The organism is Phenylobacterium sp. VNQ135, assembly GCF_049445735.1.
Classification (GTDB): Bacteria; Pseudomonadota; Alphaproteobacteria; order Caulobacterales; family Caulobacteraceae; genus Phenylobacterium.
The window spans coordinates 37,239-59,426 of the sequence record NZ_JBMSDS010000003.1; the positions used below are offsets into that span (position 1 = coordinate 37,239).

The window sequence follows — 22,188 nt, forward strand, 5'->3', positions numbered from 1 at the left end:
CTTCGGCGCGTAGCCTGACGCTCACACCGCGATCCTAATCGAGCGACGAGCACTGCGGACAGTTCCAGAGCTTGTGGTGAGCGACCGGCGGTCGCGCTCGGTCCCGCCGCTCGCGCGGCTCCTACGGGCGCGCCGCCTTAGGCGCGCTTCGGCGCCGCCGGCCGCTCGACGGCGCGTCCCGCCATGCAGCGCGCCGTTCGTGCGCGCGCAGGCTCCTTGCAGCCTTCATCTTTCTGGGCCGCCATACGGCGGCGTGGCTTAGGGCTCCGCCCTCGGCGCGCTTCGGAGCGGCTTCCGCCCAGCTTCGGTCCCCTTCGCCGGGCGGCACGTGCGCAGGGCCGAAAGGGGCCCTGCAGCCGGTTCCCCGCGAAGCCGCCCCTCCGCTTGCACACCCGGTCTCGCCGACGGGCAGGGCCGCAGGCGCGGCGTGCGCCTGCAACCCTGGCCCATGGAGGACCCTATGACCGTCCAGCCTGTGATCGAGAGCGGCGCTGTGATCGACATTCCGCTCAACAAGCTCAAAAAGTCGCCCAAGAACGCGCGCAAGACGCCCCACACGGAGGCCGCCATCGAAGCCCTGGCCGCCTCGATCGCCGCCAAGGGCATGCTGCAGGCGCCGGTGGTGGAGCCGGAGGTCGGGGAAGACGGCGAGCCGACCGGCTTTTGGTTGGTGACCATCGGGGAGGGGCGGCGGCTCGCCATGCTGCTGCGCGCCAGGCGCAAGGAGGTCCGCAAGGCCGAGCCGGTGCGCTGCGTCGTCGACACCTGCAACGACGCCCACGAGATCAGCCTCGACGAAAACGTCACCCGCAGCGACATGCATCCGGCCGACCAGTTCGAGGCGTTCCGTCGTCTCGCCGAGGAGCGGGGGCTGAGCGCCGAGGAGATCGGCGCCCGCTTCGGAGTGTCCGCCCACGTGGTGCGCCAGCGCCTGCGGCTCGGCGCGGTGTCGCCGCGCCTGCTGTCGATCTATCGGGAGGGCGGCCTCACCCTGGATCAGCTGATGGCGTTCGCCGTCAGCGAAGATCATGAGCGCCAGGAGCAGGTCTACGAGCAGCTGTCCTGGAACCGCTCCGCCGCCCTGATCCGGCGGGCGATGACCGAGGCCAAGGTTCCGGCCGGGGATCGTCGCGCGGTGTTTGTCGGGGCCGAGGCCTATGCCGAGGCGGGCGGGACCATCCTGCGCGACCTGTTCACCGAGGACGGCGGCGGCTGGTTCGAGGACGTCGCCCTCTTGGACCGGCTGGCGTCGGAGAAGCTGGAGGCCGTGGCCACGGAGGTTCGCGCGCGCGAGGGGTGGAAGTGGGCGACGGCCTCGCTCGACTATCCCCACGGCCACGGCCTGCGGCGCGTCTATCCCCATCCGGTGGAGCGCTCGGAGGCGGAGAAGGCGCAGATCGCCGCGCTCTCCGAGGAATACGACGCCCTGGTCAGCGAGTGGGACGCGGTGGAAGACCTGCCGGCGGAGGTGGAAGCGCGCTTCAAGGAGATCGATGCGGCCCTCGACGCCTTTGGCGACGGCATGGGTTACGATCCCGAGGAGGTGGCGCGCGGCGGGGTGTTCGTGATCCTAGGCCACGACGGCCAGATGCGCCTTGAGCGCGGGCTGATCCGGCCGGAGGACGAGCCTGTGCCGGAGCTTGAGCCGGAGAGCGAGCCTGCCGCCGAGCCCTCGGGGGAGGCTCCGGACCAGCCCGCGCCCGACGAGGAGGCCGAGGACGAAGCCGCCCCGCTGTCGGAGCGTCTGGTCTTGGAGTTGACGGCCTATCGGACCTTGGGCCTTCGCGAGGCGGTGGCGGCGGACGCGACCCTGGCGCTGAGCGCCCTGGCGCACGCTTTGGCGCTGAGGACCTTCTATCCGCCCTACGACCAGCCGTCCTGCGTGGAGGTCAAGCTTGTGTCGGCCTACCTCGACGGGCATGCGCCGGGCCTCAGCGACAGCCCGGCCGCGCGCCGCATGGCCGAACGGCATGACGCCTGGGCCTCGCGCCTGCCCCGTGAATCCGGCGAGGTTTGGGCGTTTGTCATCGGCCTGCCGACGAGCGACCTTCTCGACCTCCTCGCCCACTGCGCCGCCCTGGGGATCAACGCCGTGCGCAACCCTGTGGACCGCCGCGCGGGCGCCTGGGACCACGCCGACAAGCTCGCCACGGCGGCCGGGCTCGACATGACGCGCGTCTGGACGCCCACCGCCCAGAGCTACTTCGGCCGTGTGACCAAGGCCCGGATCGTCGAGGCGGTCGCCGAAGGGGCCGGGGAGGCGGCGGCCGAGCGCCTGACGGGGCTGAAGAAGAGCGAGATGGCCGAAGCCGCCGAACAGGCCCTCGCCGGGACCGGCTGGTTGCCGACGCTGCTGCGCACGGCGCCCGCCGTGGAGGCTCAGCCGTCTGAGCCGGTGATGGTCGCCGCCGAATAGGCCGGGCGGTTCAGGCAAAAGATGGCGGTCGCGCGCTCGCGTGCGGCCGCCTTTTTCCGTGCAGCGTTCAGGAGCGCTGTCTGATCCGGCTTGCCGAGTGGCCCTGAAGGGCCGCGCCAGAGTCGGGGCGCGCCGGCAAAGACCTGTCGGCCTCGACCGGCGGCTCGGGGAACAAGGCGACCTGCGCTTGCGGGTGCCAATCGACCGTCTCCCAATCCGGCGTCGCATCGGCGGGCAAGATGGCCTTCCGGCTGAACAGGTGGACGAGCAGGGTGTCCATGCCGAGCCGCAGCGCCCAGCCCCAGCGCGGGTGGCTGGCGTCGGCGCTTCGGCTGATGCCTTCGGCGATCTCCAGGTGCAGCACCAGATAGCGGGACCCCGGCTGCCGCCGCGCGAAGGCGAACAGGCCGGCGGTTCTGATGAAGCGGCCATCGTGATGGCCCAGCGCCAGGAACGGCACGCCGCCGATGTAGATGTCGCTCATCGCTCTATCCTCCGGCGAGAACATAAGCAGAACTCCTGGCGGCTGTGGAGTCCGAAGCTCACCCGCGCTGAAGCGTGATGCCGTGGGTGTCGATGGCGGCTTGGCCGGTCTCCAGACCCCGCCGCCGCGACCACGCGGCCTCCGATGGCCTGATCACGGCCGAGGGGACAGGGCCGAACGGCCCCGTCCGCGCCCGCAACGCCGGATGGCGACTTCTTTCCCCTGGCGGCTGCGCCGCCATTCCTCGCGCACCAAACAAGTCGCCGTCCGCCGTCCTTCGCTGCGCTGCGGGGCTGACGCCTGCGGCCGCGGCCGCCCCTCGGCTCCGGATCGCCATCGAGGCCGCGATGGGCGCGGCCGAAGGACGACAGGAGACTTCCCCATGGCCACCATCGGCACCTTCCACAAGCAGGCTGACGGCTCCTACAGCGGCGCGATCAAGACCCTCAGCCTCAACGTCAAGACCGCCCAGTTCCGGGCCTCCGACAAGGACAACGACAAGGCGCCGGATTTCCGCATCTTCGCCGGCCAGACCGAGTTCGGCGCGGCCTGGAAGAAGACCTCCCGCGAGAACCGCGACTACCTCTCCGTCAAGCTCGACGACCCCAGCTTCCCGGCCCCGATCTACGCGTCCCTGGTCGACGCCGAGGACGGCTACAGCCTGATCTGGTCCCGCAGCCGCGCCGCCGACTGACCGCTGCGCCGCCCCGTCACCCGGGGCGGCGTCCTTCTCCCAAAATCCATCTCTGAGGAGCCCGCCATGTCGCGCGCGCCCGAACAGTCACGCCCCGATCTTTACAGCCGCGTCACCCAGCAGATTGTCGAAGATCTGCAGCGCGGCGTCCGTCCCTGGACCAAGCCCTGGTCCGCTGAGCACTTGGCCAGGCGCATCACCCGGCCCCTGCGCCACAGCGGCCAGCCCTATAGCGGCATCAACGTCGTGCTGCTCTGGGCCGAAGCTGTCGCCAAGGGTTTCGGCGCCCCGATCTGGATGACCTTTCGCCAGGCCGCCGAACTTGGCGCGCACGTGCGCAAAGGCGAGCACGGCGCGACGGTGGTCTACGCCAACCGCTTCAAGCGCACCGAGACGGACGACAACGGCCACGACGTTGAGCGCGAGATCCCCTTCCTGAAGGCCTACAGCGTCTTCAACGTCGAGCAGATCGACGGCCTGCCCCCACATTTCTACGCCGTCGCCGAACCGACCTTGCAACCCACTCAGCGGATCGCGCACGCCGACGCCTTTTTCCGCGCGCTTCAGGCCGACATCCGGCATGGCGGGAACAACGCGTTCTACGCGGTGGGGCCGGACTATGTGCAGCTGCCGCCGTTCGAGAGCTTCCTCGACCCGGAGGCCTACTACGCGACGCTGGCGCACGAGTGCACGCACTGGACGCGCCATCCCACCCGTCTTGATCGCGACTTCGGGCGCAAGCGCTGGGGCGACGAAGGCTATGCCCGCGAGGAACTCGTCGCCGAACTGGGCGCCGCCTTTCTCTGCGCCGACCTCGGGCTCGAGCTGCAGCCGCGCGAAGACCACGCCGCCTATATCGAGAGCTGGCTGAGCGTCCTTCAGAACGACAAGCGCTTCATCTTCAGCGCCGCCGCCTTCGCTCAGCGCGCGGTCGACTTCCTCCACGGCCGCCAGAGTAAAGAGCTCGCCGCTTGAGCGGCAGGCCCCGGCCCGGTGGGCCGGGGCCATCTTTCCGCCGTCCGACTCGCCGACGATTCCCCAGTATACTAGGTGGCTGAAGCTCAGCCGGCGCGGCCGTCTCCTCCTCATGCGGTTGAGGGGAGTCGTTGCCAGGAACTTGCGCCGTCTGCGTCAGGCCAAGGGTCTTTCGCAGGAGGAGCTGGCGGATCGTGCCGACATCAACCGCAACTATGTCGGTCTGCTCGAACGCGAAGAGCACGCGGCCACCGTCGACATGCTGGAGAAGCTGGCCGAGGTGCTGGAGGTCGAACCGCAAGCATTCTTCGCCCGCGACTAGGCCTTCAACTCCTAAGACGTGTCGTAGGCGACCCCTGGGGCGTAAAGTTAACGCATGACCCAGGCGGAGCTCCGCGAGCGGGCGCCGCAAGGTGAGCCGCTCACCGACTATGATCGCGCACAGGCGACGGTCTACCTGCGCCTGCTCGATGCCGAAGCCGCCGGCGCCGACTGGCGCGAGGTAGCCGCGATCGTGCTGAAGGTCGATCCCACGCGTGAGCCGGACCGCGCCCGCACCATGCACGAGACGCACCTGGCCCGAGCGCATTGGCTGCGCGACGGCGGCTACAAGGACCTGCTTACCTCAACTCAAAGCTGAGCTGTTGTTAAGCAACAACTTGGGTTTGCGGCTGGCCGACAGTTGTGGATAAATGCCGTCGCTGTGGGGGCGCCCGCTCTGTTCATGGGAGAGCGCCTTGAGTGACGAGGATTGGCGTTCAGAAGAGCGCTACGCCGGTTTGCGCGAGCTTACCGCGCCGGCGCTCGCCTGGGAATTCTTGCGCCGCAACGGCGACTACCAGGCCGATTACCAACGTATCCAATCCGAGGTGGCCTCCGGGGGGACGGCGCGCGCAGGTGACGCGCGCCTGGCCCGCTGGGGGCTGACCTTTCGCTGCCGATCCGGCGCTCGCCGCGGCCGAACAGCCGGTCTTCTGGCGGCCTGAGGCCTACCCCCGCACCGTCGTCCTGGCACCCGCGCCAAAAGGCGCCAAGCAGGCGATCACCTTCGATCCATCACGGTGGCGCGGCCAATTCATCGCCCGCCAAGCCGACGACGGCGTGCACGCCCTGCTGCGCGGGGTCGACGCCGACCATCACATCTGGATGCCCGCCGCGCTCGCCTACGGTCAGACCGTCGCCTGTGTTGTCCTGCTGGACGGCGACACCCTCTGTGGGGCAGCCGCCGCGCTGCAGTTCTGGCGCGAGGTGGTTGGCGTCCGCGCGGCGCCCGAACGGCATTCCGACCAGCGTTGGGGGCGCATGGGGCAGAGCCTTCGCGCTTATGACGGCCATCTGGCCGGCGGCAGCTACCGCGCCATCGCCGAGGAGATCTTCGGCGCGCCACGGGTCGCCGCCGAGAGCTGGCGGACCTCCTCGTTGCGCGACGCCACCATTCGCCTAGTGCGCTCCGGGGCGGCGCTCGTGAGCGGTGACTACAAGCGGCTGCTGCGCCACAAGACCGACGAGTAAGGGGTGGCGGAATCGCCGCTCCCCAACTTCGCCATCCCCCTCCGATTCGCACTCCGACACGCTGTCCGGGACTTCGCTGCGCTCCGCCGCAGCATCCAGGAGAAGCCTTGGAGAGCCGAACATGGTCGAGCCCAACACCGCCCTGCCGCCGCGCCTGCTGCGCACGCCTGAAGCCGCGCGCTTCCTTGGATTGTCCGGCCGAACGCTCGAGAAGCACCGCACCTACGGCACGGGTCCCACCTACATGAAGATCGGTGGGCGCGTGGTCTATGCGGTCGCCGACCTGCAGTCCTGGGCCGCCCGTGGTGTGAAGTCTTCCACCGCCGATCCAGGCCGCGACACCGTCCACCCGGCGCGCCGGATCACCGAAGACCGCAGCTTCGTCGGCGGCTGAGGCGCGATCGCCATGCGGGCCAAGACGCCGCCGGAGAACGCGGGCGCCGCGCCCTCCGATCCTACGACTTGGGTCGAGCTCGTCTGGTACGAGAAGCGGATCGAGCGCTGGATCCGGTTTGGGACCGTGCGCGAGGAGCGCCTGCTCGACCGACGCCGGCGCCTCGTGGGCTTCCGCCCGGGCGATGTCTTCGCCTTCGTCCGGTGGCAGGCGAACGACCGTGGCACCGTCGCCTCACGGCTCGACATCCTGCAGGCCGTAGCGCCCGGCGCGCGCTGCTCTACGGTCCCCGGTGTCGAGGCCGGCGGAGAGCCGTTGCTGCGCCTGTCGGGCTGGCCCACCGTCCAGCGGGCGCTCGCCGCCATCGATGCGGTCGAGCAGCTGGGGATCGATCCGACCTGCGTCGCCCCCGACCACTGGCGGCAAGTCCACAACCGGCTGAGCGCCGGCGCTGCGCCCGAGCCCTATAGTCTCGCGCGCCATCGCGCCTGGCGCCTGCGCGACGCAGTGGGCGCCTGATGCGACCCCCCACCATAGCTGTCTTCGGGATGGGGGGCATCCTGGCGCTACTCGCCCCAGCTGCGTTCCCGGCGCGGCTAGGACTCGTCTGGAACGCGACCGCCAGTGCGCCAGAAGGGCTCTACCGACTGCAGCCGGCGCGCAGGCTGAGCGTCGGGGATTGGACCGCCGTGCGGCCGCCTCCCGCGCTGGCGACGTGGCTTTCAGCGCGCGGCTACCTGCCGTCCGGCGCCTTGCTGATCAAGCGGGTCGGCGCCCTGACGCCCAGCCACGTCTGTCGCGACGGCGACCACGTGACCATCGATGGCGCGACCGCCGCGATAGCTGAGCGACGCGACCGTTTCGGACGCCCCTTGCCCGTCTGGCGCGGCTGCTTCGCACTCGGCTCCGACCAGGTGTTCCTCCTCAACCCCGCCCCGGGCTCGCTCGACAGCCGCTACTTCGGCCCGCTGCCGCGCGGCCAGGTGGTCGGCCGGGCCGCACCCCTGTGGCTGCTCCAGGATCCTCGCCATGGCCGATAAGCCGACGCCAAGCCCAGCTCCTTTGTTCGATCGAACAAACAGCGGCCGCTCCTTCGTCCCGACCAGCTTCCGCACAGCCGCCGCGCGCAGCGGCGGTCCAGGGCGGCCGTCAGGCCGGCGCGGACGCGCCTTGCCCTGGACGGCCGCGAGCACAGCGGCACGCTGGCGGCTGATAGGGACCAGCGTCTTCTGCCTCACCGCCGGCGTTGCGTCTCAGGTCGAGGCGCAGCCGGCGGGCGTGCGGGCCGAGATCGGCGGCGTCGTCGCTGAGGCGGCGCAGCGGTTCGGCCTGCCGGAGTCCTGGATCCAGGCCGTCATGCATGTGGAGAGCGCCTTCCAGGTGCGGGCGGTGAGCCCGGCCGGCGCCATGGGGCTGATGCAGGTGATGCCCCAGACGTACGCGGAGCTGCGCTCCCGCTACGGCCTGGGTGCCGACCCTTTCCAGCCGCGGGACAACATCTTGGCGGGCGCGGCGTACCTGCGGGAGATGTACGATCGCTTCGGCGCCGGCGGGTTCCTGGCCGCCTACAACGCCGGACCGGCCCGCTATCAGCAGCATCTGATCGACGGCCGCCCGCTCCCATCAGAGACGCGCGCCTACGTCGCCAAACTCTCGCCATCTGTGCTGGGAGGGCCGGCTGCGGGCGGGTTGGCGACAGGGGCATCGCCGTCGAGTACGCCGCAGCCATCCCTGTTCGCCGTCATGCGGGACGACACAGCCGGCGGGGTGAATGCGCGCTCGGCCGGACCAGCCATCGCACGCGACCCGGCCCACGCGCCGCTGTTCGCGGAGCTCACGCCGCGGCTGGAGGACCGGTGATGGGACCCGGCGTCTCTCGTGCGGCTTCGCAGATCCGCGCAGGTTCGGCGGCGACCTCCCAAACGATGGACCGATGGCAGGATAAAAGGCGCGAGGTGCGGCGTCCGGTCGGGGGCGGAAAGTTTAAAAAATTCAACGGCCTGTCGCGAGGTGTGCAGCGCCCGCGCAGGCTGCGATTTCGACTAAGCCGTTGGTTTGGTGGACAAAGATGCACCTCGCCCGGCCGGAGGCGGTCGTGAGCGAGGACGAGTTCGAGCTGCGCGTAGGCCGTATCCGGTCGCGACCCTCCGGAGGGCGTCGCACCTTTGTCGGTCAGGCCTTGGCGGCGGCTCAGCGGGCGGGCGGCCTTGTCCGTAGCGGATCGGGCCGCGCGGGCGCCTTCGGTCGTGGCCGTGCCGCGAGCCTTTGCGCTCAGTCCGTCGGGGCCCGCCTACGCGGCGCGGTGGTCAAGGCGCGCGTCGTACGGCAGAGGGCGGGCCGGGCGCCGCTGGCCACCCACCTCGACTATCTGCAGCGCGAAGGCGTCACGCGCGACGGTGATCGCGGCCGGCTGTTCGACGCGACGACGGACGAGGCGGACGCGAACGGGTTCGCTGGGCGGTGCGAGGGCGACCGTCACCACTTCCGCTTCATCATCTCCCCCGATGACGCTGAGCAGCTGAGCGACCTGAAGGCCTTCACCCGAGACCTGATGGGGCAGGCCGAGGCGGACCTCGGCACGCGCCTCGATTGGGTCGCGGTGGACCACTGGAATACCGCCCATCCGCATCTGCACGTCATCGTGCGGGGACGCACCGACGAGGGTGAGGACCTGGTCATCGCGCCGGATTACATCCGCGAGGGCCTTCGCGCCCGCGCCGGACGGCTGGTCACCCTTGAGCTCGGGCCCCGCACCGACGGCGAATTGAAGCGGCAAACGGCGCTGCAGATCGAGGCCGATCGCTGGACCGCTCTCGACCGCGGCTTGGCGCGGCTGGCGGACGAGCAGGGCGTCGTTGATATGCGCCCCGCGGCCGGCGGCTCCGGCGACCTGCAACAGGCGCGGCTGGCGCGCCTGCGCAAGCTTCGGGGCCTCGGCCTCGCCGACGAGGTGCGGCCCGGCCGGTGGCGCGTCGCTCCGGACGCCGAGGCCGCGCTGCGGGCGCTTGGCCAGCGCCAGGACGTCATCGCCCGCCTGCACCGCGCCTTGAGCGAGCGCGGCCTCGAGAGTGACCCCGCGCGCTTCGTGCTGGACGGGGGCGAGGCCCCGCTGGTGGGTCGGCTGTGCGGCCGCGGGCTCGACGACGAACTTCGCGGCAGCGGCTACGCGATCGTGGAGGGCTTGGACGGATGCACCCATCACGTCCGGTTCGCGGACCTCGATGACGCCAGCGACGCGCCAATGGGCGGCATCGTCGAAGTCCGGCGGCTCGAATGGCAGGGCCGCCGCAGCCGCCTCGTACTGCAGGTCCGCTCCGACCTCGGCTTGGCGGATCAGGTGCGGGCCGACGGCGCCACTTGGCTCGACCGCCAGCTGGTCGGGCGCGCGCCTGCGGATCTGGGTGAGGGCGGGTTCGCCTCCGAGGTGCGCGCCGCGCTGAACGCCCGCGGTAACCGCCTGGTCGAGGCCGGGCTGGCCCAACGCCAGGGTCGGCGACTGCTCTTCGCGCGCGACCTGCTGGAGACCCTGCGACAGCGTGAGCTCGCCGGCGCCGCGGCGCGGCTCGCCGATCAAACTGGCCTCAAGCATCAGGGGCTCGGCCCAGAGGGCGTCGTCGCGGGGACCTATCGCCAGCGTGTGACCCTCGCGTCCGGTCGGTTCGCGATGATCGACAACGGTCTGGGTTTCACCCTCGTGCCCTGGCGGCCGGAGCTTGAGCGGCATCTCGGCCGCCATGTCGACGGGGTGCTCACGCCGGGCGGTGGAATGACCTGGAGCTTCAGTCCCAAGCGCGGCCTTGGCCGCTGATCAGGAGGCCGCCATGAACGGCACGAAGGTGATGTGGGGCCAGCTGGCGGCGGTATTCGCCATCGTGCTCGCCGCCCTATGGACGGCGACGGCGTGGACCGCCTGGCGGCTCGCGTTCCAGTCCCAGCTCGGGACCCCCTGGTTTGTGGTCGGTCCCTGGCCGGTCTACCCGCCGCCAGCCTTTCTCTGGTGGTGGTTCGCGTTCGACGCCTACGCGCCGCGGGTCTTTCTGGAAGGCGCCGCTATCGCCGTCACCGGCGGGGCGCTGGCCATCGCGGTAGCGATGGGCATGTCGATCTGGCGGGCGAGGGAGTCGCGCTCGGTGACCACCTACGGCTCGGCGCGCTGGGCCAGGCCGCGAGAGGTCGCAGCCGCCGGGCTGCTCGGCGAAGACGGGGTGATCCTCGGCCGTCTGAAGGGCGCCTACTTGCGCCACGACGGTCCCGAGCACGTGCTCTGCTTTGCGCCGACCCGTAGCGGCAAGGGCGTGGGCCTGGTCGTGCCGACGCTGTTGACCTGGCCCGGATCGGCCATCGTCCACGACATTAAGGGCGAGAATTGGCAGCTGACCTCCGCCTGTCGGGCCGCCGTGGGCCGGGTGCTGCTGTTCGATCCGACCAATCCGGAGAGCGCCGCCTATAACCCGCTGCTGGAGGTGCGGCGTGGCGAGACGGAGGTCCGCGATGTGCAGAACATCGCCGACATCCTAGTCGATCCAGAAGGCGCGCTGGAGCGCCGCTCGCACTGGGAGAAGACCAGCCACAGCCTGTTGGTCGGCGCCATCCTGCACGTGCTCTACGCCGGGGCGGACAAGACCCTCGCCGGGGTCGCGGAGTTCCTGTGCGACCCGCGCCGTCCGATCGAGACGACGCTCCGGGCGATGATGACGACGCCCCACTTGGGCGACCGGCCGCACCCGGTCGTGGCCTCCGCGGCGCGCGAACTCCTCAACAAGAGCGAGAACGAGCGCTCGGGCGTGCTCTCGACCGCCATGTCCTTCCTCGGCCTTTACCGCGATCCGGTGGTGGCCAAGGTGACCCGCCGCTGTGACTGGCGCATCGCCGATCTGGTCGAGGCCGAGCGCCCGTCAAGCCTGTACCTGGTCGTGCCGCCGTCCGACATAAGCCGGACCAAGCCGCTGGTCCGGCTGATCCTCAACCAAATCGGGCGGCGGCTGACCGAGGATCTCGGGGCGCGGTCGAGCCGCCACCGGGTGCTGCTGATGCTCGACGAGTTCCCGGCCCTGGGGCGACTGGACTTCTTCGAGAGCGCCCTCGCCTTCATGGCCGGCTATGGCCTGAAGGCCTTCCTTATCGCCCAGTCGCTGAACCAAATCGAGAAGGCCTACGGTCCCAACAACGCGATCCTCGACAACTGCCATGTGCGGGTCTGCTTCGCGACCAATGACGACCGGACGGCCAAGCGCGTGTCCGACGCCTTGGGGACCGCGACGGAGCTTCGGGCGATGAAGAACTATGCCGGGCATCGCCTTTCGCCCTGGCTCGGCCATCTCATGGTGTCGCGCCAGGAAACCGCGCGGCCGCTGCTCACGCCCGGCGAGGTGATGCAGTTGCCGCCTGACGACGAGCTGGTCCTAGTCTCCGGCGCGCCGCCGGTGCGGGCGCACAAGATCCGCTACTTCGAGGACCGCCAGCTGAAGGCTCGAGTCGGTCAGGCCCAGGGATCGTCGGCCGTGGCCGTGCCGCCGGATGATTGGTCGGGGCTGCAGCCGATCGCCGCCCCGCCCTCTAGGTCGATGCCGAAGGGGCAGGACGTGGGGGAGGGGGGACTGCGTCGCGAGCCCGAGCCGCTCTTCGAGGACGGTCATGTGCCGCCGCCGACGCGGGAGTTCGCCTTCTTCGACGAGGACGATGGCCAGGACGATGGCGAGGCGGCCGAGCAGGCGGCGATGCAGCGGCGGTTCCGACGCGTCGCCCGTCAAGCCTCGCTCGATCCTGATGACGGCTTGGAGCTGTGAGCATGCAAAAAGCCCGTCTGTCGGTTTACCTGGAGCCGGACACGCTGAAGGCGCTGGAGGCGTTCGCTGAGCGGCGCGGAAAGTCGAAATCGCTGGTCGCAGAGGCGGCGATCGCCTCCTTTGTCTCGCCCGACGCCGCCGAGCGGCAGGAGGCGGCGATCACCCGACGCCTGGACCAGCAGAACCGTGCGGCCGAACGACTGGAGCGAAATCTCGGCATCTCCATCGAGATGATGGCGCTGTTCGTCCGGTTCTGGCTGACCAGTACGCCCGCGCTTCCCGAAGCCGCTCAGGCGGCCGCCCAAGCCAAGGGCAAGGAGCGGTTCGAGGGCTTCGTTGCGGCGCTGGGGCGGCGGCTGGCGCGCGGCGCCAGCTTCACGCGCGAGGTGTCGGTCGAGGTCGAACATCCAGGCCGGCCAGCGGAGTAGCCGGTCGGGCTTGCATGGACTCGCCGGAACGCAAGTCATCGCACGCCAGAGCACTACTACGACGGACCGACTGTTGATCCGGCGCCATTCGGGCGCTCATTGATGACCCGTTTTCGCACGCCCAAGGGCTGCAAACGGGAGCCGCCAGTGTCCGTCGCGCCGTTCCGCAACGAGGTCTTTGTCCGCAGCGCGCGCATGCTCCGCACGGCGCTCGGGCCGCAGATCGGCGGTTGGCTGGACGACGCGTCCATCGTCGAGGTGATGCTCAACCCCGATGGCCGGCTCTGGGTCGACCGCCTGGGCCCGGGCCTGGAGGACACCACCTGCCGGATGTCCGCGGATGACGGGGAGCGGATCGTTCGCCTGGTGGCGCACCATGTGGGCGCCGAAGTCCACGCGTCGAGCCCGCGGGTCTCGGCCGAGCTGCCGGAGACGGGAGAGCGCTTCGAAGGCCTCCTTCCCCCAGTCGTGGCGGCGCCGACCTTCGCCATCCGCAAACCCGCCGTCGCCGTCTTCTCCTTGGACGATTACGTGGCGGCGGGGATCATGCCGGTTGGCGCGGCAGAGATGCTGCGGCGCGGCGTGGCCGAGCGCCGGAATATCCTCGTGGCGGGCGGCACGTCGACGGGGAAGACCACCCTGGCCAACGCCCTGCTGGCGGAAGTCGCCAAGTCCGGCGACCGGGTGGTGCTCATCGAAGACACCCGCGAGCTGCAGTGTGCAGCCCCGAACCTGGTCGCGCTGCGCACCAAGGACGGAGTCGCTTCTCTCGCCGAGCTGGTCCGCTCGTCTCTGCGGCTTCGGCCCGACCGGATCCCGATTGGCGAAGTCCGCGGCGCCGAGGCGCTCGATCTGCTCAAGGCCTGGGGCACGGGCCATCCCGGCGGTGTTGGCACGATCCACGCCGGGTCTGCCCAGGGCGCCCTGCGCCGCCTGGAACAGCTGATCCAGGAGGCGGTGCCGGTGGTTCCTCGCGCCCTGATCGCTGAGACCGTCGACTTGATCGCCGTGCTGAGCGGGCGAGGGGACGAGCGCCGGCTGACCGAGCTTTGCGCCGTCGCGGGTCTGAGCCCCGACGGCGACTACCGCATCACGCCTGTGACCGCGGCTTCTCCAGGAGAGACTTCATGATCGGCCGCATCCATGGGCGGCTCGCCACTGCGAGCGCCGTCGCCACCGTCTGGCTGCTCGCCGGGCCGGCCTACGCCGCAGGCTCCTCGATGCCGTGGGAAGCGCCGCTCGAGAAGATCCTGCAATCAATCGAGGGTCCGGTCGCCAAGATCATCGCGGTGATCATCATCATCACGACGGGCCTCACCCTGGCCTTCGGCGATACCTCGGGCGGCTTCCGTCGGCTGATCCAGATCGTCTTCGGTCTGTCGATTGCCTTCGCCGCTTCCAGCTTCTTCCTGTCGTTCTTCTCGTTCGGCGGCGGGGCGCTCATCTGATGGACCCCGCCGCTCCCATTCCAGGGTTCGAAGCGCCGGTGCATCGGGCGCTGACCGAGCCGGTGCTGCTGGCCGGCGCGCCCCGCACCTTCGCCATCGTCAACGGCACCCTGGCCGCCGCCCTAGGGCTTGGCTTACGGCTCTGGATCGCGGGCCTCGCCCTCTGGCTGATCGGGCACGCCTTCGCGGTTTGGGCCGCCAAGCGGGACCCGCACTTCGTCGAAGTCGCGCGCCGGCATGTGCGCATTCCGCCGTACCTGGAGGTCTGAGATGTTCGACCTTCGCGAATATCGTCGCCGCGCCGCCCAGCTCCCTGATTACCTGCCGTGGGCGGCGCTGGTCGGACCTGGTGTGGTCCTGAACAAGGACGGCGCCTTCCAGCGGACCGCCCGCTTCCGAGGACCTGATCTCGACTCCGCCACCGCCGCGGAGCTCGTGTCGGCGGCCGGCCGGCTCAACAACGCGCTTCGGCGCCTGGGATCGGGATGGGCGGTCTTCGTCGAAGCGCAGCGCAACGCCGCTGAGAGCTATCCCCTCAGCGACTTCCCCGACCCGGTCTCGGCGCTGGTCGACGAGGAGCGCCGCGCGCAGTTCGAGGAGAAGGGCGCCCACTTCGACAGCGCCTACTTCCTGACCTTCGTCTACCTGCCGCCGGCGGAGCAGGGCGCTCGCGCCGAAAGCTGGCTCTATGAGGGCCGGGAGCGGCGCGGCGTCGATTGGCGCGAGGCGCTGGCGGGCTTTGTCGATCGCACCGACCGGGTGCTGGCCTTGCTGGAGGGATTCGTCCCCGAAACCGCCTGGCTCGGCGACAGTGAAACCCTGACCTACCTGCATTCGACGGTCTCGACGCATCGTCACCGCGTCGGCGTGCCCGATACGCCCGTGCACCTAGATGTCCTGCTGGCCGACCAGCCGCTGACCGGCGGCCTCGAGCCTCGGCTCGGCGAGGCGCACCTGCGGGTCCTCACCATCAGCGGCTTCCCGGCCGCGACCTGGCCGGGTCTGCTGGACGAGCTCAACCGGCTCGCATTTCCCTATCGATGGACCACCCGCGCCATCTGCCTCGACAAGGTGGACGCGGCCAAGCTGCTGGCGCGCATCCGGCGGCAGTGGTTCGCCAAGCGCAAGTCGATCATGGCCATCCTCAAGGAGGTGCTGACCAACGAGGCGGCGGCGCTGGTCGATACGGACGCGCAGAACAAGGCGCTCGACGCTGACGAGGCGCTGCAGGACCTTGGCGCCGACGTGGTCGGCCACGCCTTCGTCACCGCCACGGTCTGTGTTTGGGACGACGACCCCGCGCGCGCGGACGCGAAACTGCGCTTGGTCGAGAAGACCATTCAGAGCCGCGACTTCACCTGCATGGTCGAGACGATGAACGCTGTGGAGGCCTGGCTCGGCAGCTTGCCCGGCCACGCTTACGCCAACGTCCGCCAGCCGCCCATCTCCACCCTGAACCTCGCCCACATGATCCCGCTTTCGGCGGTCTGGTCCGGGCCGCCCTCGAACACGCATCTCGGCGGGCCGCCACTCTTCTACGGCATGACCGAAGGATCGACGCCCTTCCGGTTCTCGACCCACCTCGGCGATGTTGGCCACGCCATGGTCGTCGGGCCGACCGGAGCGGGCAAGAGCGTGCTGCTCGCGCTCATGGCCCTGCAATTCCGGCGCTATCCTCGGGCGCAGGTGTTCGCCTTCGACTATGGCGGCTCCATTCGCGCCGCAGCGCTCGCCATGGGCGGCGACTTCCACGACCTCGGCGGCGCGCTTTCGGAGACCGTCGAGGCGCCGATCTCCCTGCAGCCCTTGGCGCGGCTCGAGGACCCTGCCGAACGGGCTTGGGCGGCCGAATGGCTGGCCGGGGTGCTCGGCCGGGAGCGGGTCGAGGTGACGCCGGAGGACAAGGAGCACCTCTGGACGGCCCTCGGGTCCTTGGCTTCGGCGCCTCCGTCGGAGCGGACCATGACAGGCCTCTCGGTGCTGCTGCAGTCGAACAGCCTCAAGCAGGCGCTGCAGCCCTACACGGTGGCCGGTCCCTGGGGGCGGCTGCTGGACGCCGAGCACGAGCGACTTGGGACCGCGGAGGTGCAGGCCTTCGAGACCGAGGGCCTTATCGGCTCGGCTGCGGCGCCGGCAGTGCTCGCCTACCTCTTCCACCGGATGCAGTCGCGGCTCGACGGCCGTCCCACGCTGGTGATCGTGGACGAGGGCTGGCTGGCGCTCGACGACGCCACCTTCGGCGCGCAGCTGCGCGAATGGCTGAAGACGCTCCGCAAAAAGAACGCCTCGGTGGTGTTCGCCACCCAGTCTTTGGCGGACATCGAAACGAGCGCCATCGCCGCCTCCATCATCGAGAGCTGCCCGACCCGCCTGTTCCTGCCGAACGATCGCGCCCAGGAGCCGCAGATCGCCGCGGCCTATGAGCGGTTCGGCCTCAACGCGCGCCAGATCGAGATCCTCAGCCGGGCCACGCCCAAGCGCGACTATTACTGCCAGTCGCGGCAGGGCCACCGGCTCTTCGAGCTTGGCCTGGGGCCGGTGGCGCTCGCCCTTTGCGCCGCCTCAGCCAAGACCGACCAGCTCGTCATCGCCGATCTTGTCGAACGGCACGGGCCGCAGGGCTTCGCCGCGGCCTGGCTGGACCATCGCGGCCTCGGCTGGGCGGCTGACCTGATCCGACTGCAGCGCCCCGCGCCCCACCTGGAGACCACCCGATGATCCGTCATTCGCTCCGCCTGGCTGCGCTTTCGGGCGCGGCGGTGCTGGCCCTCGCGACGCCCGCGGGCGCCCAGCTCAAGGTGTTCGATCCGACCAACTACGCTTCGAACGTCATGCAGGCGGCGCGAGCGCTTGAGCAGATCAACAACCAGGTCCGCAGCCTGCAGAACCAGGCGTTGAGCCTGACAAACCAGGCCCGCAACCTGCAGCAGCTCCCGTACTCGTCTCTTCAGACGTTGCAGGGCAATCTCGGCCGCATTGGATCCTTGATGCAGCAGGCCCAGCGCGTGGCCTACGACGTCCAGGCGATCCAACGCGAGTTCGGCCAGAACTACGCCGTCTCGTCTGGCGCGTCGGACGCCGCGCTTATCGCGTCGGCGAACGCCCGCTGGCGCAATTCCGCGGAGGCGTTCCAGCACGCCCTGCAGGTGCAGGCGGGCATCGTTAGCGGCCTGCCGAGCACCCGTGCCGAACTCAGCGCCCTTGTCGGCGCGAGCCAGGGCTCCGTGGGCATCGTTCAAGCCACCCAAGCGGGCAACCAGCTGCTCGCTCTCCAAAGCCAGCAGCTCTCCGACCTGACCGCGATGACAGCCGCGCAGGGCCGCGCCGCGGCCCTGGAGCAGGCCGAACGCGCAGCCAGCCGGGCGCAAGCACAAGAGCAGTTCCGCCGCTTCATGGATCGGCGCCAAGGTTACCAGGCGCAACCCGTGGAGATGTTCCGATGACCCGCCTGTTCTTCGCCGCCGCCGCTGTCCTCGCTTTGTCCGGCTGCGGCGAGCGCCAAGCCGCCGCCGACGCCAAGCAGATGAGCGGACAGCAGCTGGCGAGTGAACGTGATCGCTGTCGAGACCTCGGTCTGAAGGCCTATGACGACGCCGCCTGCAAGGCGGCCCAGCAAGAGCGTCAGGATCGGTTCCTCGGCAAGACTAAGGGACCGGGCTCATGAACACGGGCGTCGCCGACCGCTTCCTGGACGTTTTCACCCGCTACATCGACTCCGGCTTCGGTCTGCTCGGTGGCGAGGTGGCGTTCCTGGCGAGCACCTTGGTGGTGACCGACGTCACCTTGGCGGCGCTGTTCTGGTCGTGGTCGGCCGGCGACGACATCCTCGCGCGGCTGATCAAGAAGACCCTCTACGTCGGCTTCTTCGCCTTCCTGCTGTCGAACTTCAACAGCCTCGCCCGAGTGATCTTCCAGTCCTTCTCTGGGCTGGGCCTCAAGGCCGCGGGCTCGGGGATGTCGGCTTCAGATTTCCTGCGCCCCGGAAAGCTCGCCCAGTCCGGTATCGACGCGGGCAAGCCGATCCTCGAGTCGGCGATGCAGATGTGCGGCTTCCCTCAGTTCTTCGACAACTTCCCGCAGATTGCCGTGCTGATGGTCGCGTGGCTGATCGTGCTGGTCGCGTTTTTCGTGCTGGCCGTCCAGCTGTTCGTCACCCTCATCGAGTTCAAGCTCACCACGCTCGCGGGCTTCGTGCTCGTGCCGTTCGGTCTCTTCGGCAAGACGGCGTTCCTGGCGGAGCGGGTGCTCGGCAACGTGGTCGCCTCCGGCGTGAAGGTGCTCGTCCTGGCCGTGGTCGTCGGGATCGGCTCGACTCTGTTCGGCGAGTTCATCCAGGACTTCGGCGGTCAAGAGCCGACCCTTGAGGAGGTCCTGTCGCTCGCGCTCGCCTCGCTTTGCCTGCTCGGCCTCGGCATCTTCGGGCCCGCCATCGCCAATGGGCTGGTCTCTGGCGCACCGCAGCTCGGCGCCGGCGCCGCGGTCGGCACGGCGCTGGCTGCCGGCGGGCTTGGTGCGGCCGGCGCCATGGGCGCGCGTGCGGCCGTGGCAGCGGGGGTAGGGGGCGTGCGCGGCGCGGTCACCGCGATGCGCTCGGTCCGTCCAGGCCCGACCGGTTCGGGCGACGGCGGTTTCTCGCCGCCTAAGCCCCCCGGTTCTGGTGGTCCCTCGGGCTCCCCCTCTGGCGGTTCGTCGTCGGGCGGCTCTCCGGCTGGCGGCTCTCCGGCTGACGGCGCGCCGGCCTGGGCGCGCCAGTACCAGCGCCGCCAGGAGGCCGCCCACGGCGCCGCCACCGCCGCCCACGCCCTGCGCTCGGGTGACCACCCGGGCGGCGGAACCTCCGTCTCGCTCGCAGAGGATCGGTCATGAACGTCTTCACCCGGCCTGGGGTGCGCTACGGTGCGACCCCTACCCTCGACACTCCCTATCAACGGGCCGCTCAGGCCTGGGACGACCGCATCGGCTCGGCGCGCGTGCAGGCCCGCAACTGGCGGCTGATGGCTTTCGGCAGCCTCGTGTTGTCGGCGGGACTGGCAGGTGGGCTTCTGTGGCAGGGCTCGCACAGCTCGGTGACGCCCTGGGTCGTCGAGGTCGATCGGCTCGGGCAGACCCAGGCCGTGGCTCCAGCTGTCGCGGGCTACAAGCCCACCGATCCGCAGATCGCCTGGCACCTGGCCCGCTTCATCGAGGAGGTCCGCTCCATCCCGTCGGACCCGATCGTGGTGCGCCAGAACTGGCTCAGGGCCTACGACTACACCACCGATCGCGGCGCGCTGGCCCTCAACGACTACGCTCGAGCGAACGACCCCTTCGCCACGGTCGGAAAAGACCAGGTGGCCGTCGACGTCTCGAGCGTCATCCGCGCATCGCCCGATAGCTTTCGCGTGGCGTGGGTCGAGCGGCGATATGTCGACGGCGCACTAATGTCCACGGAACGCTGGACTGCGATCCTGACGGTGGTTGTGCAGCCGCCGCGAACCGCCGACCAGCTTCGCAAGAATCCACTGGGCGTCTTCGTCCACGCGCTCAATTGGTCGCGGGAGCTGGGATGATGCCGCGTTCCAACCTCCTGATCGGCGTGGCGGCGGCATCGGCTCTATCGGGCTGCGCCGCCCTTGCGCCAAAATCCGCCACGCCCGCACTGGTCGCGCGCCCACAGATGATCGCGCCTCCGCCAGTGACTGCGCCGGCGCCTCGCCCAATCCTGGTCGTCGCTTCCGAGCCTGTTCCCAACCCGCCTGAGCCAACCCGCCGGTCTGCGGCCGCCCAGCAGGGGGCGATGAGGCGACCGCCAGCCGTTGAGTCCGCAGACGCCGCGTCCCGCGTCGCGCGCGCCAATGCAGCGGCGCGGGTTCAGCCGTCAGGCTCCGCCTACGCGAACGCGACGCAGGTCTACGCCTTCGAGGAAGGCGCCCTGTTCCAGGTCTACGCGTCGCCAGGCCGGATCACCGATATCGCTCTGCAGGAGGGAGAGACCCTGTCCGGCACCGGTCCCGTGGCCGCGGGCGACACCGTGCGGTGGATAATCGGCGATACCGAGAGCGGCGCGGGCGCCTCACGCCGCGTGCACATTCTGGTCAAGCCGACGCGGGCGGACCTGCAGACCAACCTCGTCATCAACACGAACCGACGGACCTATCACCTGGAGCTGCGCGCCACGCCGGCCACCTACATGGCGTCCGTGGCTTGGCGCTACCCGCAGGATGAGCTGAGGGCCGCTGCGGCCGAGAACCTCGAGCGCCACGCCGTTCCCGCCGTCGCGGTCGAGAACCTGAACTTCGGCTATCGCGTGTCAGGTGATCGCGTGCCTTGGCGTCCCCGTCGGGTGTTCGATGACGGCCGCCAGACCATCATCGAGTTCGACAGCGCGGTGAGCCAAAGCGAGCTCCCGCCGCTCTTCGTCGGCCGATCCGATGGGCGGTCTGCGGACCTGGTGAACTACCGCGTCGTGGGCCAGCGCATGGTGGTGGACCGGATCTTCGATCGGGCCGAACTGCGCTTCGGCGATCGCCGCGGCCACAAGCGGGTCCGCATTGAGAAGGTGCGAGGGTGAACATGTCCACGTCCTCGCACGTGGGCGAGCGGGAGATCGCCCAGGAGCTGAGGCTCCGCTCCGGGAAGCCCCGCGTCGCCCGGCTGTCTAGGAAGATGCTCATCGGCCTGTGCGCCACTTCGTCGGTCGCGATCGCCGGAGCCGTCGCCTACGCCATGACCACCAACCCCGCCGGCGGGGTGCCGGAGGAGGTCTACCGTGTTGGCGGCGCTCCGCCGGAGCGCCTGAACGCGCTTCCGCGCGACTACGGCGCCGCGCCGCGTTTGGGCCCGCCGATGCCGGGCGACCTCGGCGGCCCGCTCTTGGCGGCCGATGTTGCGCCGCCGCCCGTGGCCGCTTCCGCTACGCCATCGCCGTCCCAGGCTGACGGGGCTCGTCAGCGGGCCCTGCAGGAGCGTGACGCCGCTCGCACCAGCCGGCTCTTCGCCAGCGACGCCCAGCCGACGGCCCCGGCGGTGTCGAACGGGGATAGCGGTCTTCTCGATCTCGCTGAGGCGGCCGCCGGGCCGGCGCGGCGCACGATCCTAGACGGCCCGGTGGACCGCCGAACGACGAGCCCGGACCGGCTCGCCTCACCTCCGTCCCCGTTCGTGATCCAGGCGGGCGCCATGATCCCGGCCGCACTCCTCACCGGCATCCGCGCGGATCTGCCGGGGCAGATCGTCGGGCAGGTGACCGAGAACGTCTATGACAGCGTGAGCGGCCGCTTCCTGCTGATCCCGCAAGGTTCGAAGCTGATCGGCGCCTACGATACGCAAGTGGCGTTCGGCCAGAACCGGGTGCTACTCGCCTGGACGCGCCTGATCCTGCCGAACGGCCGGTCTCTCGTCCTCGAGAAGCTCCCCGCCGGCGACGCGCAGGGGTACGCCGGCCTGCAGGATCGGGTGGACCGCCATTGGGGCGCCCTGTTCGGCGCCGCTGCGCTCTCCATGATCCTCGGCGTTGGGGCCGAGCTGGGAGCGGGCGACGACGAGGCCGCGATCGCCCGCGCGTTGCGCCAAGGCGCGACCGGCACGTTCAACCAGGCCGGTCAGCAGGCGGTGGGGCGCAGCCTCAGCATCCCGCCGACTCTGACGATCCGGCCGGGCGCCCCGGTCCGGGTGATGGTCACCCGCGATCTCGTTCTTGAACCCTACACAGGCTGAGAGGTGCGCAATGGCGAAGCTGAAGCTTGCTGAGCTGCAGGATGACACCCCGGTGAAGGTGACAGTCGAACTTCCTGGGGCCGTCCATCGCGACCTGGTCGCCTACGGGGAGGCGCTGGCCGCCCAGGGCGGCCGCGCCATGGAGCCTGCGAGGCTGATCGTCCCTATGCTGGCCAGGTTCATGAGCACGGATCGTGCGTTCACCCGCGCCAAGCGGTCGAGTTCCTGAGCAACAAGGGTCGTCTTGCCGACGCCTCGCCGCCGGGCGAAGTTGGCGGCGAAGGAGAGCGGCTCGATGCTCCATTGAAGCGGTTCGCGCGATCTCTACTCGGCCCTGGCGCGCTGGCCGCTGCGCT

The 22,188-nt window shown here is 70.0% G+C and carries 26 protein-coding genes; 25 read left to right on the forward strand and 1 reads right to left on the reverse strand.

What is annotated here, in order from left to right:
* The first annotated feature begins 460 nt into the window (after positions 1-460).
* Positions 461-2,416, forward strand: a complete 1,956-nt coding sequence (locus tag ACO2Q0_RS11320; RefSeq protein ID WP_423351632.1) for a ParB/RepB/Spo0J family partition protein — start codon at positions 461-463, stop codon at positions 2,414-2,416.
* Between the two features lie 67 nt (positions 2,417-2,483).
* Here the strand turns inward: ACO2Q0_RS11320 and ACO2Q0_RS11325 are convergent, their stop codons facing one another.
* The gene (locus ACO2Q0_RS11325) at positions 2,484-2,900 is read right to left on the reverse strand and encodes a hypothetical protein (protein WP_423351633.1); all 417 of its coding nucleotides are present in this window, start codon (positions 2,898-2,900) and stop codon (positions 2,484-2,486) included.
* A gap of 382 nt (positions 2,901-3,282) precedes the next feature.
* On the opposite strand from ACO2Q0_RS11325, the gene ACO2Q0_RS11330 reads away from it, so the two are divergent.
* From ACO2Q0_RS11330 to ACO2Q0_RS11445, 24 genes are all read left to right on the forward strand, one after another.
* Positions 3,283-3,594 (forward strand): DUF736 domain-containing protein, encoded by a 312-nt coding sequence (locus tag ACO2Q0_RS11330; protein ID WP_423351634.1) that lies wholly within the window; start codon positions 3,283-3,285, stop codon positions 3,592-3,594.
* A gap of 66 nt (positions 3,595-3,660) precedes the next feature.
* Positions 3,661-4,569 (forward strand): ArdC family protein, encoded by a 909-nt coding sequence (locus ACO2Q0_RS11335; protein WP_423351635.1) that lies wholly within the window; start codon positions 3,661-3,663, stop codon positions 4,567-4,569.
* Between the two features lie 142 nt (positions 4,570-4,711).
* The gene (locus ACO2Q0_RS11340; protein WP_423351636.1) at positions 4,712-4,891 is read left to right on the forward strand and encodes a helix-turn-helix domain-containing protein; all 180 of its coding nucleotides are present in this window, start codon (positions 4,712-4,714) and stop codon (positions 4,889-4,891) included.
* Between the two features lie 54 nt (positions 4,892-4,945).
* Positions 4,946-5,209 carry a DNA -binding domain-containing protein gene (locus ACO2Q0_RS11345; RefSeq protein ID WP_423351637.1) on the forward strand — a complete coding sequence of 88 codons (264 nt, stop codon included), beginning with the start codon at positions 4,946-4,948 and terminating at the stop codon, positions 5,207-5,209.
* Between the two features lie 97 nt (positions 5,210-5,306).
* Positions 5,307-5,555, forward strand: a complete 249-nt coding sequence (locus tag ACO2Q0_RS11350; RefSeq protein ID WP_423351638.1) for a transcriptional regulator domain-containing protein — start codon at positions 5,307-5,309, stop codon at positions 5,553-5,555.
* Between the two features lie 22 nt (positions 5,556-5,577).
* Positions 5,578-6,081, forward strand: coding sequence for a DUF2285 domain-containing protein (locus tag ACO2Q0_RS11355; RefSeq protein WP_423352258.1), 504 nt, complete (start codon positions 5,578-5,580; stop codon positions 6,079-6,081).
* Between the two features lie 121 nt (positions 6,082-6,202).
* Complete coding sequence (locus ACO2Q0_RS11360; protein ID WP_423351639.1) at positions 6,203-6,475, forward strand: helix-turn-helix transcriptional regulator; 273 nt, start codon at positions 6,203-6,205, stop codon at positions 6,473-6,475.
* 12 nt (positions 6,476-6,487) lie between these two features.
* A complete protein-coding gene (locus ACO2Q0_RS11365; RefSeq protein ID WP_423351640.1) occupies positions 6,488-6,994 on the forward strand; it encodes a DUF2840 domain-containing protein in 507 nt (168 codons plus the stop codon).
* A 29-nt stretch (positions 6,995-7,023) separates the two neighbouring features.
* A complete protein-coding gene (locus ACO2Q0_RS11370; protein WP_423352259.1) occupies positions 7,024-7,515 on the forward strand; it encodes a S26 family signal peptidase in 492 nt (163 codons plus the stop codon).
* A gap of 130 nt (positions 7,516-7,645) precedes the next feature.
* The gene (locus ACO2Q0_RS11375; RefSeq protein WP_423351641.1) at positions 7,646-8,335 is read left to right on the forward strand and encodes a lytic transglycosylase domain-containing protein; all 690 of its coding nucleotides are present in this window, start codon (positions 7,646-7,648) and stop codon (positions 8,333-8,335) included.
* Positions 8,336-8,777: 442 nt separating this feature from the next.
* Positions 8,778-10,283 carry a relaxase/mobilization nuclease domain-containing protein gene (locus ACO2Q0_RS11380; protein ID WP_423351642.1) on the forward strand — a complete coding sequence of 502 codons (1,506 nt, stop codon included), beginning with the start codon at positions 8,778-8,780 and terminating at the stop codon, positions 10,281-10,283.
* A gap of 13 nt (positions 10,284-10,296) precedes the next feature.
* The gene (locus ACO2Q0_RS11385) at positions 10,297-12,261 is read left to right on the forward strand and encodes a conjugal transfer protein TraG (RefSeq protein WP_423351643.1); all 1,965 of its coding nucleotides are present in this window, start codon (positions 10,297-10,299) and stop codon (positions 12,259-12,261) included.
* Between the two features lie 2 nt (positions 12,262-12,263).
* Positions 12,264-12,689 carry a CopG family transcriptional regulator gene (locus tag ACO2Q0_RS11390; protein ID WP_423351644.1) on the forward strand — a complete coding sequence of 142 codons (426 nt, stop codon included), beginning with the start codon at positions 12,264-12,266 and terminating at the stop codon, positions 12,687-12,689.
* 195 nt (positions 12,690-12,884) lie between these two features.
* Positions 12,885-13,820: a P-type conjugative transfer ATPase TrbB gene (gene trbB, locus ACO2Q0_RS11395; protein ID WP_423352260.1), complete on the forward strand. Its 936-nt coding sequence runs from the start codon at positions 12,885-12,887 to the stop codon at positions 13,818-13,820.
* Complete coding sequence (locus ACO2Q0_RS11400) at positions 13,817-14,137, forward strand: TrbC/VirB2 family protein (RefSeq protein WP_423351645.1); 321 nt, start codon at positions 13,817-13,819, stop codon at positions 14,135-14,137. The genes trbB and ACO2Q0_RS11400 overlap by 4 nt, the downstream gene beginning before the upstream one ends.
* Entirely contained in the window at positions 14,137-14,406 is a 270-nt protein-coding gene (locus ACO2Q0_RS11405) for a VirB3 family type IV secretion system protein (RefSeq protein WP_423351646.1), read from the forward strand. The genes ACO2Q0_RS11400 and ACO2Q0_RS11405 overlap by 1 nt, the downstream gene beginning before the upstream one ends.
* Position 14,407: 1 nt before the next feature.
* Positions 14,408-16,855, forward strand: coding sequence for a conjugal transfer protein TrbE (gene trbE / locus ACO2Q0_RS11410; RefSeq protein ID WP_423351647.1), 2,448 nt, complete (start codon positions 14,408-14,410; stop codon positions 16,853-16,855).
* Positions 16,852-17,580 (forward strand): P-type conjugative transfer protein TrbJ, encoded by a 729-nt coding sequence (gene trbJ / locus ACO2Q0_RS11415; protein ID WP_423351648.1) that lies wholly within the window; start codon positions 16,852-16,854, stop codon positions 17,578-17,580. Before trbE ends, trbJ begins: the two co-directional genes overlap by 4 nt.
* On the forward strand, positions 17,577-17,801 hold the full coding sequence (gene trbK-alt, locus ACO2Q0_RS11420) for a putative entry exclusion protein TrbK-alt (protein ID WP_423351649.1): 225 nt from the start codon (positions 17,577-17,579) through the stop codon (positions 17,799-17,801). The genes trbJ and trbK-alt overlap by 4 nt, the downstream gene beginning before the upstream one ends.
* Entirely contained in the window at positions 17,798-19,003 is a 1,206-nt protein-coding gene (trbL, locus tag ACO2Q0_RS11425) for a P-type conjugative transfer protein TrbL (protein ID WP_423351650.1), read from the forward strand. The genes trbK-alt and trbL overlap by 4 nt, the downstream gene beginning before the upstream one ends.
* A complete protein-coding gene (gene trbF / locus ACO2Q0_RS11430; protein ID WP_423351651.1) occupies positions 19,000-19,686 on the forward strand; it encodes a conjugal transfer protein TrbF in 687 nt (228 codons plus the stop codon). The genes trbL and trbF overlap by 4 nt, the downstream gene beginning before the upstream one ends.
* A 227-nt stretch (positions 19,687-19,913) precedes the next feature.
* On the forward strand, positions 19,914-20,687 hold the full coding sequence (trbG, locus tag ACO2Q0_RS11435; RefSeq protein WP_423351652.1) for a P-type conjugative transfer protein TrbG: 774 nt from the start codon (positions 19,914-19,916) through the stop codon (positions 20,685-20,687).
* Between the two features lie 2 nt (positions 20,688-20,689).
* The gene (locus ACO2Q0_RS11440) at positions 20,690-21,832 is read left to right on the forward strand and encodes a TrbI/VirB10 family protein (RefSeq protein WP_423351653.1); all 1,143 of its coding nucleotides are present in this window, start codon (positions 20,690-20,692) and stop codon (positions 21,830-21,832) included.
* A gap of 10 nt (positions 21,833-21,842) precedes the next feature.
* On the forward strand, positions 21,843-22,061 hold the full coding sequence (locus ACO2Q0_RS11445) for a DUF2274 domain-containing protein (RefSeq protein ID WP_423351654.1): 219 nt from the start codon (positions 21,843-21,845) through the stop codon (positions 22,059-22,061).
* Positions 22,062-22,188: the final 127 nt, after the last annotated feature.